This window comes from Noviherbaspirillum sp., from assembly GCF_035254685.1.
Classification (GTDB): Bacteria; Pseudomonadota; Gammaproteobacteria; order Burkholderiales; family Burkholderiaceae_D; genus Noviherbaspirillum.
The window spans coordinates 206,099-221,961 of sequence record NZ_DATFAI010000020.1 but is presented as its reverse complement, the minus strand read 5'-3'; the positions used below and the strand labels follow the sequence as shown (position 1 = coordinate 221,961).

13 protein-coding genes are annotated in these 15,863 nt (G+C 60.7%); 1 reads left to right on the top strand and 12 read right to left on the bottom strand.

What is annotated here, in order from left to right; translation table 11 throughout:
* Positions 1 to 496: 496 nt before the first annotated feature.
* Positions 497 to 1,813 carry an MFS transporter gene (locus VJ698_RS06905; RefSeq protein WP_324101981.1) on the top strand — a complete coding sequence of 439 codons (1,317 nt, stop codon included), beginning with the start codon at positions 497 to 499 and terminating at the stop codon, positions 1,811 to 1,813.
* 28 nt (positions 1,814 to 1,841) lie between these two features.
* Here the strand turns inward: VJ698_RS06905 and VJ698_RS06900 are convergent, their stop codons facing one another.
* From VJ698_RS06900 to VJ698_RS06845, 12 genes are all read right to left on the bottom strand, one after another.
* The gene (locus tag VJ698_RS06900) at positions 1,842 to 2,591 is read right to left on the bottom strand and encodes a lipase secretion chaperone (protein ID WP_324101980.1); all 750 of its coding nucleotides are present in this window, start codon (positions 2,589 to 2,591) and stop codon (positions 1,842 to 1,844) included.
* Between the two features lie 565 nt (positions 2,592 to 3,156).
* Positions 3,157 to 4,614 (bottom strand): aldehyde dehydrogenase family protein, encoded by a 1,458-nt coding sequence (locus tag VJ698_RS06895; protein ID WP_324101979.1) that lies wholly within the window; start codon positions 4,612 to 4,614, stop codon positions 3,157 to 3,159.
* A 21-nt stretch (positions 4,615 to 4,635) separates the two neighbouring features.
* Complete coding sequence (locus tag VJ698_RS06890; protein ID WP_324101978.1) at positions 4,636 to 5,748, bottom strand: Zn-dependent alcohol dehydrogenase; 1,113 nt, start codon at positions 5,746 to 5,748, stop codon at positions 4,636 to 4,638.
* A gap of 94 nt (positions 5,749 to 5,842) precedes the next feature.
* Positions 5,843 to 7,024, bottom strand: a complete 1,182-nt coding sequence (locus tag VJ698_RS06885; RefSeq protein ID WP_324101977.1) for an ABC transporter substrate-binding protein — start codon at positions 7,022 to 7,024, stop codon at positions 5,843 to 5,845.
* A gap of 54 nt (positions 7,025 to 7,078) precedes the next feature.
* Positions 7,079 to 7,786 carry an ABC transporter ATP-binding protein gene (locus VJ698_RS06880; protein ID WP_324101976.1) on the bottom strand — a complete coding sequence of 236 codons (708 nt, stop codon included), beginning with the start codon at positions 7,784 to 7,786 and terminating at the stop codon, positions 7,079 to 7,081.
* Positions 7,773 to 8,537, bottom strand: a complete 765-nt coding sequence (locus VJ698_RS06875; protein WP_324101975.1) for an ABC transporter ATP-binding protein — start codon at positions 8,535 to 8,537, stop codon at positions 7,773 to 7,775. Before VJ698_RS06875 ends, VJ698_RS06880 begins: the two co-directional genes overlap by 14 nt.
* On the bottom strand, positions 8,530 to 9,546 hold the full coding sequence (locus tag VJ698_RS06870) for a branched-chain amino acid ABC transporter permease (protein WP_324101974.1): 1,017 nt from the start codon (positions 9,544 to 9,546) through the stop codon (positions 8,530 to 8,532). Before VJ698_RS06870 ends, VJ698_RS06875 begins: the two co-directional genes overlap by 8 nt.
* A gap of 2 nt (positions 9,547 to 9,548) precedes the next feature.
* Positions 9,549 to 10,412, bottom strand: coding sequence for a branched-chain amino acid ABC transporter permease (locus tag VJ698_RS06865; protein WP_324101973.1), 864 nt, complete (start codon positions 10,410 to 10,412; stop codon positions 9,549 to 9,551).
* 463 nt (positions 10,413 to 10,875) lie between these two features.
* Complete coding sequence (locus tag VJ698_RS06860; RefSeq protein ID WP_324101972.1) at positions 10,876 to 11,964, bottom strand: BMP family ABC transporter substrate-binding protein; 1,089 nt, start codon at positions 11,962 to 11,964, stop codon at positions 10,876 to 10,878.
* Between the two features lie 107 nt (positions 11,965 to 12,071).
* A complete protein-coding gene (locus tag VJ698_RS06855; protein ID WP_324101971.1) occupies positions 12,072 to 13,001 on the bottom strand; it encodes an ABC transporter permease in 930 nt (309 codons plus the stop codon).
* The gene (locus VJ698_RS06850) at positions 13,001 to 14,062 is read right to left on the bottom strand and encodes an ABC transporter permease (RefSeq protein ID WP_324101970.1); all 1,062 of its coding nucleotides are present in this window, start codon (positions 14,060 to 14,062) and stop codon (positions 13,001 to 13,003) included. Before VJ698_RS06850 ends, VJ698_RS06855 begins: the two co-directional genes overlap by 1 nt.
* On the bottom strand, positions 14,055 to 15,587 hold the full coding sequence (locus VJ698_RS06845) for an ABC transporter ATP-binding protein (RefSeq protein ID WP_324101969.1): 1,533 nt from the start codon (positions 15,585 to 15,587) through the stop codon (positions 14,055 to 14,057). Before VJ698_RS06845 ends, VJ698_RS06850 begins: the two co-directional genes overlap by 8 nt.
* Positions 15,588 to 15,863 lie beyond the last annotated feature (276 nt).

The window sequence follows — 15,863 nt, the reverse complement described above, 5'->3', positions numbered from 1 at the left end:
CGGCCAGCCTGCGGTGCTTTGTTCATGTGTGAAATGTGTCGGGCGATGATAGGGTCGGCGGATTATACCGTTGCCGAACGACGGCACAGCCAGTTTTAAGGTCTTGTCAGCATGTGCGAGGGCTTCGCGCACAACATACCCATCTTTTCAAAAAAACCAGCCGAGGGCAAGGCTGATTTCCTGTTCCACGAAATTCCAGCGGTTCACCCGAATGAATTTGCATAAGTGCTTCCCCGCATATCTCTGTTGTGCACAGATCATTATGGGGATCCACGGAAAACACGAAAAACACGGAAGAAATTAAAGGATATTTTCGTGTTTTTCGTGTTTTCCGTGGACAAAATTATCACACCGTAGATCAACTCTCCCGCCCATTCATCATCTCCTCTCCACAACCGGTTCATTATTGCTTTCCGTGGCGAGTCGTATGTTAATATCGGACAGTCAGTCAGCATACCGCTTTCACGAAAACTCCATAGAGGTTGAAGTTGCAGGCATGAGCGCCAACGCGTCATCTATTACAGTGCAGGCAAGCCTGCCATCGGACGAGGCGGCATTTCATGCGCAGGTGCGCCGCGACCTGCCTCGTAACTTCGCGGCCAATCTCGTGCATGGCATGCTGGGCGTGACCGGTTTTCGGCTGGTGACCGCGCCGACCTTTGTGCCAGCCTATGTCTATCTCCTGTCCAACTCCAAGATCGCTGTCGGCCTTGCGCTTGGCGCGCAATATCTCGGCATGGCGCTGTCTTCGATCTGGGGCGCGACCCTGATCGAACACCGGCGCCGAGTGATGCGCGTCGTCTACAACGTGGGATGGCTGATGCGCGCGCAGGTGCTAGGCCTGGCCCTGTCGGCCTACCTGCTGTCCGGCCGCGCCGCGCTCGTTGCCGCCTGCCTGTTCCTTGCCCTGTTCGGATTCTTCAACGGCATGCAGAGCGTAACGTTCAGTTTTCTCATGTCGAAGGTGATTCCGGTGGAGCGGCGCGGGCAGTTGACCGGGCTGCGCAATTTCCTCGGCGGCCTGATCGCGTCGGGTGTCGCCTACCTGGGCGGTCGCTACCTGGTGGAAGGGAATGTCTTCGGTAACGGCTATGCCACCACTTTCCTGGTTGCCTTCGTGTTGACCAGCCTCGGCATCTCGGCGCTCACCTTCGTGCACGAACCGGATTCGCTGGCGGTGAATGCGCAATCCGACCTGTGGGAGCGCCTGCGGCAAGTGCCTGCCATTCTGCGCTCGGACGTCCACTACACTCGCTTTTTCATCGCCCGCACGCTGGCGGCACTCGGCGCGACGGCCCTCCCCTTTTATGCGATCTACGCCGGCAAGTCCATCAGCCTCTCCGGCGCAATGCTTGGCTATCTCTCGCTGGCTTTCCTGCTTTCACAGACCGTGAGCAACCTGGCCTGGGGCGCCATGGCCGACCGTCATGGTTACCGACGAGTCTTCCTGGTGAGCATGGTGCTGTGGACTGCGTCGACGATCGGGCTGATGCTGGCCAGCGGACAGCTAATGATCCTGCTCGCTTTCTGCGGGCTTGGCGCAGGTTTCGGCGGCTATTTCGTGGCTTCGCAAAACTTCGTGCTGGAGTTCGGCGCTTTGCATGAACGACCCATGCTGATCGCCGTATCGGATACGGCCTCACACCTGATGATGGCGACTGGCCCGCTGCTCGGCGGGATGATCGCGCAGGGCTTCGATTTCATCTACGTGTTCTGGCTGGCCGTGGCCGTGAAATCCCTGTCGATCCTGGCGATCCTGCGCGTGGAAGAGCCGCGCTATCGCCTGCAGCGCGTCCATCCGGAGGACGACTGAGGCGTGCGCGGCGCATGGAATGAAGATGTTACCTTACCAGCTCCTGGACCGTCCGCTCGGCGAATGTCTTTCTCAGGTCACTCGCAGCCGCTTGCGCGGTTTGCACGACATCCTCGTAGTAACCTGAATCCCCCCCAGCCTTCCTCGGCAGCGTAGCCTGCAGTGCGGCGATGCGTTGCGCCTGCTGCTCCTTGCTCAGTCCCGGATCGGAAGCAATGCGCGCCGCTTCCAGGGAGACCCGCGCCTCGGCTTCCTTCGCGCCGAACAGCGCATCGGCATCTCTGCCGAAGAATTCGTGCCGGATGCCGCTGATCCGCCTGAACATGTCGGCCGCATCGATCACATCGTCGCCACGCCGTTCGGCAAGCAATGCGGCTTCGGTGTCGCGATAAGCGAGATAGGTGCGCAACAGTTGGCCAGCCCGTTCGGCGGCGTGTGCAGACAATCCTGTCTGGACGGCCTGTTCGACACGCTCCAGCTCTTCATCGCGGTAATCCTGCGGCAGTGCCCGCAGCAGCACGTCCAGCTTGTCGGTCGTGTGCGAATCGATCTCGACATCACCGGTGGCTGTCTCGCGGAAAATGGCGCGATTGTATTGCGTGGTAATCAGGTTCCCCTGCGGAGCGCTGGGCACGATTGACCGCTGCGCCATTCGTTCCAGGCGGGCCATCGCCTGTTCCGGCGCGTCGTACTGCAGTTGAGGGGGATAAAAGTAGATGACACCGGCCATCCAGGCCAGGGGCAATGCGACGACGATGGATTTCGAAGAGACTCTCATGACTACCTCACGGACCGTAATGTTCTGAACCCGGGCGGCTGCGTTGCGGCAAGCATTCCCACACCAGTCACCCTTTGCTTCAACATTGTTCTCCCTTGGCAAGAACTTCGGTTGTCGGGTTTGCTGACGGGATGTCGAACTGTTCGCCTGGCGCACCGCTCGCGGCGGCATGTGGCAGACGTGTTCTCCTCCCCGCAACGCTTGCCGCTTCATGGTCCGGTCGGACCGGCGGCAACATCGATAGGAAAATCGACTTCAGAACGGACGGGAATACTACGTGACGTAGATAGCCATGCTTGTCTCCTTGTCGCTTTTAATTTACGTCCGCCGGTGCGCAATGGCTGTAGGAATAAATACACCGGACGGCGTCACGGTTAATAATATATACCTAAGGAATGTTTTTGCAAGCGCAGTGTGGCGGGTTGTCCGTCTTGCTCAAACCTCCTGTAACTGTTGGTGGCAGGGAAACGCTCAATGCCTTCAGTACGTGCGCCTGAAAGCACATCGCCCGGCGGTCGGAATGACCGCCGGGCGATGCCTTTACCTGTACGAGTGACTATTCCGGTCAATGCGCGGCGTTTGCCGTCAGCGCGGTCGCGTCCGGCCTGAACTGAAGCGACTTGTACTCCAGGAATTCTTCCAGTCCGTACGGCCCCATTTCACGTCCGCGGCCCGACTGCTTGTAACCGCCGAACGGTGCGCCGAGATTGAATGCGCCGCCATTGATGTCGACCTGCCCGGTGCGCATGCGCCGCGCGACCTGCATCGCGTGCTCGTCGCTGCCCGACCAGACGCCGCCGGCGAGACCATACAAGGTGCCGTTGGCAATCTTTACCGCGTCGTCTTCGTCGCGATAGGTGATGATTGACAGCACCGGCCCGAAGATTTCCTCCTGCGCAATCGTGCTGTCCGGCTTCACGCGCCCAAACACCGTCGGCTTCACGTAGTAGCCCTTCGGCAGTCCTTCCGGCGCATCCGGCCCGCCGCACAGCAGTTCGGCCCCTTCTTCGATGCCCTTGCGGATATAGTTGCGGACGCGCTCCCGTTGCGCCGCCGACACCAGCGGCCCCAGCTTCGCGCTGCCGCCAAAGGGATCGCCAACGGCGAAGTTCTTCGCCGCTTCCACGGCAAGTTTTGCCACCTCTTCATAGCGCGATTGGGGCACCAGCATGCGCGTGTGCGCCGAGCAGGTCTGGCCGCTGTTGAGGAAGCAGGCATTGACCGTGCCCTTCACCGCCGTCGGCAGGTCGGCATCGTCGAGGATGATCGAAGCGGACTTGCCGCCGAGTTCGAGTGCCACCCGCTTCACGCTGGCCGCTGCCACTTCCGAAATGCGCTTGCCGGCACGCGTCGATCCGGTGAACGAAATCATGTCCACACCAGGATGGCGCACCAGGGCTTCGCCAATGACCGGCCCGGTGCCCGTCACGAGATTGAACACGCCTGCCGGCAGTCCAACGGAATCGATCACCTCGGCGAGGACGAACGCGTTCAGCGGCGCCACCTCGGACGGCTTGAGGACGACGGTGCAGCCTGCCGCCAACGCGGCAGCAACTTTCGCGGCAATCTGGTGCAAGGGGTAGTTCCAGGGCGTGATGCATACCACCACGCCGACCGGCTCGCGCACCACCAGCGAATTGCCGGTGACTTCCTGCCACTGGAAGGCATTGGCCAGCTTTGCGTAGATGCCGAAGTTTGCCACTGGCGAGCCCACCTGGATCATGGCCGACAGCTTCAGCGGCATGCCGACCTCGCCGGCGATGATCTTTGCCAGTTCGTCGCTACGCGCCTTCAGCCCCTCCTGGATCTTGCGCAGGAAGTCGCTGCGCGCGGCAGGCGTGGTCATGCTCCAGCCATCGAAGGCGGCGCGTGCCGCTGCCACGGCGGCATTGGCATCGTTCTCGTCGCCGTCGGGAATGGTCGCCATGACTTCCTCGGTCGATGCATTGATGACCTCGATCCGGTTTTTGCCGGATGCAGGAACCCACTTGCCGTTGATGTAAAAGCTGTCTCGATTTTGCATGTCGTTACCTCTGCGAGGAGTTTATTCAAAAATGATAACGCCGCGCGCATTGCGCCCGGCCTGCATGTCGGCGAAGGCCTGCGGCGCCTGGTCGATGGCATAGGTGTGCGTGATCAGTTCGTCGAGCTTCAGCCGATGCGCCCGATACAGCCCGATCAGACGCGGAAAATCCTCGCGCGGGCGGGCCGAGCCGAAGTAACTGCCGGTCAGTGTCTTTTCGCCGAAGGTCAGTGTCGCGGTGCGGATGGTGGTCATGTCCTTCGGGCCTGCCACGCCGACGACGACAGCGGTTCCGCCCTTGCGCAGCACGCCATACGCCTGCGCAGCGATCTCGCCGAGACCGACGCATTCGAAGGCGTAATCCGCTCCGCCTTCGGTCAGCTTGAGGATGGACTTGACGACATTCTCTTCGTTCCTGCTGTTGACCACATGCGTTGCACCGAACTGGCGCGCCATCTCCAGCTTGCCGTCATTGGTGTCGACTGCGACGATCATGCGCGCGCCGGCGATCGCAGCGCCCTGGATCGTATTCAGGCCGACCCCGCCGCAGCCGAACACGACGGCAATCGAGCCGGGATCCACCTTGGCGGTATTGACTGCCGCGCCGACGCCGGTCATCACGCCGCAACCAATCAGCGCAGCCTTGTCGAGCGGCATCTGCTCGTCGACCTTGACGACGTTGTCAATGTGCAGCGTGGCGTACTCCGCCATCACGCCGCATCCGGAAAAGATGTTGAGCGGATTGCCGGCCAGGTCACGTGTGCGCAAGCTGCCGTCGGGCAGCGTGGTGGCCGCCTTGCCGGCCTGGTCGCAGAGCTGCGGACGGCCGGTCTGGCAGTAGCGGCATTTGCCGCACATGCTGACAAAGGAGCTGACGACATGGTCGCCCACCTTGTAATCCGTCACGCCTTCACCCACCGCGATGACCTTGCCCGCGCCTTCATGGCCAAGGATGACGGGTGGAGGAAACGGAATTGTGCCGTTGGTCGCGGAAAGGTCGCTGTGGCACACGCCGCACGCGGCCAGCTTGATCATCACCTCGCCGCGCCGTGGCGCTTCGACAAGGATCTCTTCCACCACAACCGGCTGGTTGATTTCGCGGCAGATCACTGCCTTCGCTTTTTGTTGTTCCATGTTTTGCTCCGGTCCATGAATGCAAGAAGCCGGCATGCAAGCCGGCGTGCGCAATCCGGCCATGCTCGCAGCATGGCCGGTCCAAGGCAAACTTTTACTTCTCGGCGTTGAGGCTGCGCAAGTTCAGTTGCTTGACCTTGCCGCCCTCGACATAGCCGACGAAGGTGTCGGCCAGCGTTCCGCCGACATCGTTCAGGCCATCGAAGTCATTCGGGTTGTATTCCGCCGGCAGGCTCTTGAATGCCTTGGCCATCTGCGCGCGGATCGCCACAGGATCGGATACCGTACCAGCCTGCGCCATGGCGATCGCGGTTGCATGCACTGCGGTGTAGTTCAGCGCGACCTCGGAGCTCGGGTCCTTGCCCGGGTAGAGCTTGCGATAGCGTTCGACAAAGGCCTTGGCATTCGGCCGCTCGTCGTTGACCATCGGCAGCACGCCGATCGCGCCTTCCAGCGGAGCAAAGCCACCTGTGACTTTTGCCATTTCATCCAGCTTGGCCTGGTCAAGCACGATGAAACCGCCCTTGAAGCCGAGTTCGCGCGCCTGCTTGGCGACAAGGCCGGTCGGTTCCGACGGGCCGCCGATGAACAGCACATCCGGCTTCGATTGCAGTACGCGGCTCACGCCGCTGTAGAAGTCGGTGGACTTGTTGTAGGACATCGGATTCTCTGCAACCACCTTGCCGCCGGCGGCTTCCCATGCCGGCTTGAATGCGGCGATCCAGGTCTTCGCATAGTCATGGTCGGCGCAGGCGATGGCGACGTTCTTGCCGAACTTCGACATCTCGGTCTTGATGAACGGATTGATGTAGCCCGTGATCTCCGGAGGGATGCGGACCGTCATCTTGTTGCCGCGCGCCGTCACCTGCGCAAGGCTGGTGTAGGCGAGCAGCAGCACTTTCGATTTCTCGTTGAAGGCCTGCACCGCGAACACGCCGCCGGAATGCGGCACCAGTACCGCCGGCGTCTTGTACTGCTGGATCATGCGCTGCACGTTAATGCCGGTTTCACTCGGGTTGTACTTATCGTCGAGGGCGACGATCTCCAGCTTGTACTTCTTGCCGCCGACTTCCAGTCCCTTGGCGTTGATTTCGTTGGCGGCCATTTCCATTCCGGTCAGCACGTTCTTGCCGTAGAGCGCAGCGCCACCCGAAAGCGGCCCGGAATAGCCGATCTTGACCACGTCCTCCGCGAATGCGGCGCCGCTGCCCATCACCGCACTGATTGCCAGCGCGACGGACAGTTTCGTCAGTTTCCTGCGAATTTGCATCTTCATCCTCTGCTCCTCGTTGATGTGTTCACCCAGTGAAGACTTCACCCGTGTTTTCGATCAGGCGCCAATGTAGGCTTTGCGCACCTGTTCGTTATTCAGCAATTCGTCGCGCGAACCTTCCAGCACGATGTGGCCGTTCTCGATCACATACGCGCGGTTCGCGATCCTGAGCGCCGCATACGCGTTCTGCTCCGCCAGCAGCACGGTGGTGCCAGTGCGGTTGATCTTCTCGATGATCTCGAACATCTGCTTCACCACCAGCGGCGCCAGGCCGAGCGACGGCTCGTCGAGCAGCAGCGCTTTGGGACGCCCCATCAGCGCACGGCCGATGGCGACCATCTGCTGCTGGCCGCCGGATAGCGAACCCGCATTGGCTTCGCGCCGTTCGTGCAGGATCGGGAACAGCTCGAAGACTTCATCCAGCGTTTTCTGGATGCCCCGCTTGTCGCGCCGGTGCACATAGGCGCCGAGCGTAAGGTTCTTCAGCACCGACATGCCAGGAAACAGCTTGCGCCCTTCGGGGCAATGCACCACGCCGTCATGCACGATCTGCGACGGCTTCATGCCGACCAGTTCCTTGTTGCGAAAACGGATGCTGCCGGAGGCCGCCTTGTTCAGGCCGCTCACGGTGAGGAAGATCGAGCTCTTGCCGGCACCGTTGGCGCCGAGCAGCACTACCAGTTCGCCTTCCTTCGCATGGATGCTGACCTTGTCCAGCGCCCGGAAACTGCCGTAATTCACCGAGACGTTGTCAAGCTGCAGCATGTTCGCTCCCGAGATAGGCTTCGATCACGACCGGATCGGATTGAATTTCCGCCGGCGTTCCTTCCGCAATTTTTTCGCCGTAATTCAGCACGAGGATCTTGTCCGCGAGGTTCATGATCATGCTCATCTTGTGTTCGATCAGACAGACCGTGAGGCCGGTCTTCACCATCTTGCGGATCAGGTCCGCGAGGCCGATGGTTTCTTCCGGATTCACGCCGCCCGCCGGTTCATCCAGCAGGACCAGCGAGGGATCGGTCGCCAGCGCCAGGGCGAAGGCGACGCGCTTGCGCTCTTCCTGCGTGATGTCGGCGGCGATCCTGTTTTCGATATGCGACAGGCCGACGAAGTCCAGCGCAGCGCGCGCCTTTTCGCGGCATTCACGCTCTTCGTCCCTCAGGCGCCGCGTGCCGAGCAGCACGTCGAGCAGGCCCGATTTCGTGCGCAGGCGATGGCCGACGATCAGGTTGTCGAGCACGGTCGCATTGTCGAACAGGTGCGTCGTCTGGAAAGTGCGGGACACGCCCAGCCTTGCCATTTCGTCGGCATGATGATTCGTGACATCCTGCCCCTCGAAAATGATCCGTCCCTCCGTCGGCTGGAACACCCCGCTGATCAGGTTGAAGAATGTCGTCTTGCCGGCGCCGTTGGGGCCGATGATGGCGTTGATCTTGCCGCGCTCGATGGTGGTGGAAACATTGCGAACCGCGGTAAGGCCGCCAAAGCGTTTGGTCAGTGACTGGATTTCAAGCATGGCTGCCCTCCTGCTGTTGCACGATCTTGACGGAGGCTTGCGCAGGCTGCACGCTGGACGTGGCACGCGAAGCCGCGCGCGTCTTCCACGCCAGCCAGGTCCCGACAATGCCGTTCGGCAGAAAGATCACCAGCAGCACGAGGACCGGGCCGAACACAAGGAAGCGGTAGTCCTGCAGGAACTGCAGATATTGCGTCAGCCAGGGCATGGACACCGATCCCAGCAAAGGGCCGAGCATGGTGCCGGTGCCGCCGACCAGCATGTACATCGTCATGTCGAAGGTCTGCTCCACGCCCGCAAGTGCCGGGCCGAGGAAGCGGACCGATCCTGCATACAGGCCACCCGCCAGTCCGGCGTAAAAGACCGACAGCATGAACGCGAGCACCTTGTTGCGCATCAGGTTGATGCCGAGCGCTTCGGCCAGGTCGTCACCGTTGCGGATCGCCATGAAGGTGCGCCCCAGCAGCGAGTTCACGATGCGGTGCATGATCCAGACCGTCGCCACCAGGAAGAACAGTACCAGGTAGTACTGGGCGCGCGGACTTTCGAAGTCGATGCCGAATACCGATGGCGCGGCCGGGATGCCGATGATGCCCACGGTACCGTGCGTCAGACTCTCCCACTTCTCGATCAGCAGGTACATGATGTAGCCGACGCACAGCGTGAAGATCGAGAAGAAGTGCCCCTTCAGGCGCAAGGACAGGATGCCGACGAAAAAGCCGATGGCTGCGGCAACGAAGCCCGACAGCGCGAAGGCGACCCAGAACGGCACCTGGTAGTCGACCGTGAGGATGCCCACGGTATAGGCGCCGACCGCCATGAAGCCGCTGTGCGCCAGGTTGTATTGCCCCGTATAGCCGGTGATCAGGTTCAGCCCGACTGTCGCGATCGCATAGATATACGCGAGCGACATCACGGTCAGGTAGTAGTCATTGCCCGCAAGGAAGGGAAAGGCGACGGCTAGCGCAACCAGCAGCAGCCAGCCGATTTTGCTTTCGAGGACTTTCATTCTCAACGCACCCCTTTAGTGAACAGCCCCTCGGGGCGAATCGAAAGAATGGCAACCAGCAGGACGAAAGCGATGATGTCCTTGTAATCGGTGGAGATGTAAAAGGCGCCGAAGGCTTCCGCGAATCCGATGATCAGTCCGCCGACAATGGCGCCCGGCACGCTGCCCATGCCGCCGAGCACGATGATCACGAATGCCTTGGTGATCACGAGGTTGCCCATGCCGGGATATACGAGATTGATGGGTGCGTAGAGCGCCGCGGCGACAGCGGCCAGCACGCCGGAGATCGCGAAGGTCAGCATGGCCACGCGGTTCGGGTCGATGCCAACGAGTGCGGCGCCGTCACGGTTCTGCGCCATGGCAATGATAGTGGCGCCGGTGACCGTCTTTTTCAGGAAGAAGTGCAATGCGCCAACCAGGGCGAATGCCGCGATGATGATCAGCAAGCGTTGCTCCGGCAGCACCAGCCCTGCAAAATTGATAATGCCGTCGAACGGGCTTTGCATCCGGTTGAAATCGGCGCCCCAGATAGCCTGCGCACCGGATTCCAGAAAAAGCAGTATCCCGATCGCAGCAATCATGTGATGCAGGCCGGGAGCGTGCCGCAAGGGATGGAACACCAGCCGCTCGGCAATCACGGCAAGCAGGGCAACCGCCGCCGCCGCACCTGCCATTGCCACCCAGTAATTCAGCCCCATGGCGCTGATCAGATAGTAGGCCACATAAGCGCCGGCCATATAGAACGCCCCATGCGCGAAATTCGGAACCTGCAGGATTCCGTAGACAAGGGTCAGGCCGAGCGCTACCAGGCTGTACACGCCCCCAAGCGTCAGTCCATTCAGAACCTGTTGAAGAATCAAGTCCAAAACACCGTCTCCTGTAATGGCTTTATTGACGCCAATCAACGTTTTAGAAATGTCGGTTTGTCCGTCGTGGCGTTTTAAGCAAGTTACCGACACCTGCGGAATCTGTCAACAATTTTGGAACATAGTTTTGCAGGACAAAACTAAATAGGCTGGTGTTCTGTTTCCACGGAAAATTTTTTCTTCGGGGTGTGCGGCGGGATCGGGTGTAGCGTGAGGTAGCCAGGGGATGATGCCTCGCTTTTTTGTCCACGGAAAACACGAAAAACACGAAAAAAAGAATCGATCGTTGAGATCATCGCTCCGTACAATCACCGCTGATCGCTATCGTCCGCACCGAGGAAACAGTTCGCTCGCAGGTTGTTCACTGGAATGATCTTTTCGTGTTTTTCGTGTTTTCCGTGGACAAAAAAAATGGCCCGCAATGCATGCGGGCCATTTGTCATCTGAAAAGATGGAAGCGTGATTACTTGCCTGGCAGCTTGCCGGAGACGCCTTCGACGTAGAAGTCCATCTTGTTGAGCGCGGCGTCGGACATCGAGCCTTTTTCCTGGCGTACCTTGCCTTCGTTGTCCTTGACCGGGCCATCGAACGGGGTCATCTTGCCGGAGACGATGTCCTTTTCAACGCTGGCGACGGTTTGCTTCACGTCGTTCGGCACGGCCGGATTGATGCCTTCCAGCGTCACGAAGCCGTCCTTGATGCCGCCCCAGATACTGGTCGGCTTCCAGGTGCCGTTCAGCACATCCTGCGCTGCCTTGGTGTAGTACTTGCCCCAGTGGTGCGTCACGGCGGCGAGCTGTGCCTTCGGTCCGAACTGCTTCATGTCGGAGTGGTAGGCGACCGCGTACTTGCCCTTCTCTTCCGCGGCCTGAACGACAGCATGCGAATCGGTGTGGTGGGTCACGATGTCGGCGCCCTGGCCCATCAAGGTGATGGCCGCGTCGCGCTCCTTGCCCGGGTCATACCAGCTGTTGACCCAGATGACGCGCACTTCCGCCTTCGGGTTCACGCTGCGCATGCCGCGCGTGAAGGCGTTGATGCCTTGCAGGACTTCAGGGATCGGGAACGCGCCGACATAGCCGGCGATGTTCGACTTGGTCATCTTGCCGGCGAGGACGCCAGCGAGGTAGCGGCCTTCATAGAAGCGTGCATTAAGCGTGGCGACGTTGGGTGCGGTCTTGTAGCCGGTCAGGTGCACGAACTTGACGTCGGGGAATTGCTTCGCCACCTTCAGTGTCGGATTCATGAAACCAAACGAGGTGGTGAAGATCAGCTTGTTGCCCTGCTGCGCGAGGTCGCGGATCACGCGCTCGGCGTCGGCGCCTTCCGGGACGTTTTCCACGAACTTGGTCTTGACCTTGTTGCCAAGGTTCTTTTCCAGTTCCTTGCGGCTCATGTCGTGCTGGTAGGTCCAGCCGGCTTCTCCGATCGGACTGACATAGACAAAACCGACGTTCAGCGGAGCGGGATCTGCGGCCATTGCGGGAGCCAGCGCGAGCGCCGGCAGTACTGCGATCGCGGACAAGGCACCGCGCATGAAGCTTTTCGACATGGTTTTCCTTTTCATGTAATTCCCACTGGTTGATCAATGAACACCCAACCGCGCCGAGCGGGAACAACGGCGCGGCTGTCCACATTGCGTGCCGTCACGCGACGGCATCAATGCGGATGAAAATTCTTGCCGAGCGAAGCGGGCATGTTGAGCTTGATCCAGTTCGCATTGTTCGAAATCAGCACCAGCACGACGATGGTCGCCAGGTACGGCAGCATCGACAGCCATTGCGACGCGAGCGACACGCCCAGACCTTGTGCGTGGAAGGTCAGGATGGTCACACCGCCGAACAGGTAGGCGCCGATGAGCACCCGCGCGGGGCGCCAGGTCGCGAAGGTGGTCAAGGCCAGGGCGATCCAGCCGCGCCCTGCCACCATGCCCTCGACCCACATCGGCGTGTACACCAGCGACATGAACGCGCCGGCAAGGCCACAGCAGGCGCCGCCGAACAGCAAGGCCGCGAGGCGGATCATGCGCACGTTGTAGCCGAGCGCATGTGCCGACGACGGTGATTCGCCGACCGCGCGCAACACCAGGCCGGCGCGACTGCGATACAGGAACCAGGCAATTCCGGCGCACAGAAGCAGCGAAAAATAGACCATCGGATGCTGCCGGAACAAGGCAGCGCCGAGGACCGGAATATCGGATAGCCAAGGCAGGGCGAACTTCGGATTTTCCAGGCTGTGGCCGACATAGTCCATGCCGATGTAAGCCGACGCCCCGCTGCCGAACAGCGCCAACGCCAGCCCGGTTGCATACTGGTTGGTGCCGAGCCAGACCGTAAGCAAGGCGAAGAAGCCTGCCAACAGCATCCCGGAGACAGCCGCTGCAATGAAACCGAAAGTCACGCTTCCCGTGTTGACTGCGGTCGCGAAGCCGACGACGGCAGCGACCAGCATCATGCCCTCCGCGCCGAGGTTGACCACGCCCGATTTCTCGTTGATGAGCAGGCCGAGCGCCGCCAGCATCAGGGGCGTGCCCGCATTGATGGACGCGGCAATCAGCGGCGCAATGTCTGAAGTCAGTGAGGCATCCATTATTTTCTCCAGATCGGTTTGTAGTGGATCATGACATCGCAGGCCAGCAGGGAGAACAACAGGACGCCCTGGAACACGCCGGTGATCGCACTCGGCATGCCGAGGCGCGTCTGCGCCAGTTCGCCGCCGATGTAGAACAAGGCCATGATGAAGCTCGAAAACACCACGCCGACCGGATGCAGACGGCCCACAAAGGCGACGATGATCGCCGCGAAGCCGTAGCCCGGCGAGACGGACGGCGTGAGCTGTCCGATCGGCCCCATCACTTCCGACACGCCTGCGATTCCGGCCAGCGCGCCGCACAGCAGCATCGAGGTCCAAAGCGACTTGCGCGACGAGAAGCCGGCATAGCGCGCGGCAGCGGGCGCCATGCCGCCAACCTGCAGGCGATAGCCGCCGAAGCTGCGCGACAGGTAGACCCAGCCGAGCGCGGAGGCGAGCAGCGCCAGCACGATGCCGAAATGCAGGCGGGTTCCCATCAGAATATTAGGCATCAGGAAGCCGTCGGAGAGCATGCGCGATTGCGGGAAGTTGAATCCTTCCGGGTCGCGCAGCGGACCGTTCACCATCAGGCTCAGCAGCAGTTGTGCAACATACACCAGCATCAGCGACACCAGAATTTCATTGGCGTTGAAGCGGTCGCGCAGGAAGGCGGTGATCGCTGCCCATGCCATGCCGCCCGCCATGCCGGCCAGCAGCATCAAGGTGATCATCGTTGCGCCGCCGCCCTCGCCGTGGTCGAAATACAGGCCGACCGCACCGCCGGTGATGGCGCCGACGACAAGCTGCCCTTCCGCGCCGATGTTGAACACATTCGCCCTGAAACAGATCGCCAGGCCAACCGCAATCAACAGGAGCGGCGCCACTTTCACGCCAACCTCCGACCAGCCGCGCAGGTCCTTGATCGGCTCGATGAAGAACACCGACAGTCCGGCGATCGGGTCCTTGCCCAGAGCGGCGAATACGATGACGCCAAATATCACGGTCAGGATCACCGCGAATACCGGCGACATCCACGACATCAGCGCCGACGGGCTGGGCCGTTTTTCCAACTTAACCATTGGCCACCTCCCGCAGCACCGATTCCTGTTTATCCCACAAACCGCTCATCCACTGGCCGATCAGGTCGACCGACGCCTCCGAGCATCTGATCGGCGGCGACAGCTTTCCCTTGGCGATCACGACAAGGCGATCCGAAATTTCAAACAGTTCATCGAGTTCTTCCGACACGACCAGCAGCGCGCAACCGGCATCGCGCAAGGCAACCAGCTCCGCACGGATCTGCGCTGCCGCGCCGACGTCAACGCCCCAGGTCGGCTGCGCGACGATCAGTACTTTCGGATCACGCATCACTTCGCGTCCGACGATGTATTTCTGCAGGTTGCCGCCGGACAGGCTGCCGGCCGTGGCGTGCGGCCCAGGCGCCTTGACCTTGAAGCGGTCGATGATGGCTGCAGCGAGTTGGTTGATCGCACCGAACTTGATCAGCCCGTGCCGGACAGTTGTTTTATTCTGGTGCGAAAGCAGGATGTTATGCGCCAGCGAAAGGTCCGGCACCGCACCACGTCCGAGGCGCTCCTCCGGCACGAAGCCGAGGCCGCGACGGCGACGGCGTGCCGCGTTCATGCGTCCTACTGCCTCTCCATTGAGCACGATGGCATCCGGCCGCGCGCGCGGATCCTCGCCCGACAGCGCAGCAAGCAGCTCCTGTTGCCCGTTGCCGGACACTCCGGCGATCCCGACGATTTCGCCGGCATGAACGTCCAGGTTGATGTTGCTGAGTTCGGTCCCAAACGGATGGCTCTTCGGCAATGACAGGTTGCGCAGGGACAGCATCTTTTCTCCGGGGGCACGCTCTGCCGCGCGGATCGCAGGCGGTTCGGAACCGATCATCATGCGTGACAGGCTGGCCGCCGTCTCCTGCATCGGATCGCAGGTGCCGGTCACCTTCCCGCCACGCATCACGGTGCACTTGTGGCAGAGGGAACGGATTTCATCCAGCTTGTGACTGATATAAAGAATGCTGCAGCCTTCGGAGGCGAGCTGGCGCAATGTCTCGAACAGCTTCTCGACCGCCTGCGGCGTCAGCACCGAGGTCGGCTCGTCTAGGATCAGCAGTTGGGGCTTTGCGAGCAGCGCGCGCACGATCTCGACACGCTGGCATTCGCCGACCGACAGGGTATGCACATGACGCTGCGGTTCCAGCTCCAGGCCGTACTGGTGCGCGGTGTTCTCGATGCGCCGGCTCAGCTCATGAAGATCGGTGTCCTTCGGCAGGCCGAGCGCGATGTTTTCAGCGACGGTCAGCGTATCGAACAGCGAGAAGTGCTGGAACACCATTGCGATGCCCAGCTTGCGGGCCTCGGCAGGATTGGCGATATGCACCTCCCTACCGTTCCAGAACATCTCCCCGGCGTCCGGTTTGACAGCGCCGTAGATAATCTTCATCAATGTGGATTTGCCGGCACCGTTCTCGCCAAGGATAGAATGAATCTCTCCCGGGAGTACTTCCAGGTCGACGCCGTCGTTTGCGACCACGGAAGGATATCTCTTCGTGATCCTGCTCAAGGTTAGGCGGGTGTCCATGTCTCACTCTTCTTGAAGCCTCTGCCCCGAAAACCGCTTTGGTAGTGGCTCCGTTATAGGAATTTTCTTTTAATGGCTGAAATTACAGGAAATATCCCGGGCCGATATACATTTGTCTGTATGTGACCTATAGACGGCTGGATATAGGGAAGACCGAACTGCTCTGTCTTCTGGCGCAAACAGGACATGCATCGACAAATACGCAATGAATGAAAACGGCAGGTGTTATTCAAGAGGGCTGCAATTGTCTCATGCCGTACGGAAAGCTTGCGCACG